This is a genomic window from Pantoea sp. Pa-EAmG (assembly GCF_030024295.1).
Classification (GTDB): Bacteria; Pseudomonadota; Gammaproteobacteria; order Enterobacterales; family Enterobacteriaceae; genus Pantoea; species Pantoea dispersa.
The window spans coordinates 1-422 of record NZ_JASEWO010000447.1; the positions used below are offsets into that span (position 1 = coordinate 1).

Sequence of the window (422 nt, forward strand, 5' to 3'; positions counted from 1 at the left end):
CGCTGACCATTGGAACCATGTCTGCGTTTTGAATTATAGAACATCTCAATATATTCAAAGATATCGGATCTTGCTTCAGTTCTAGTTGCATAGATTCTCTTTTTAATTCGTTCCCGCTTTAATAGCTGAAAGAAGCTTTCTGCAACAGCATTGTCATGGCAATTGCCTCTACGACTCATACTACTTTCAAGATTATGATGCCTGAGAAATGTCTGCCATTCATGGCTGGTATATTGGCTACCCTGATCAGAATGGATTAGGACTTTGTTCTTTGGATTTCTCCGCCACAAAGCCATCAATAACGCATCTAAAACCAGATCTGTCGTGATTCTTGATTTCATAGACCAGCCAACAACAAGACGTGAAAACAGGTCAATCACAACTGCAAGATACAACCACCCTTCATGTGTACGGATATAGGT

Annotated in this window: 1 protein-coding gene; it reads right to left on the minus strand. The window is 40.3% G+C overall.

The window, feature by feature from the left end; genetic code table 11:
• A partial coding sequence (locus QMM04_RS23175) for an IS3 family transposase (protein WP_282997244.1) occupies positions 1–422 on the minus strand: 422 nt, incomplete at both ends.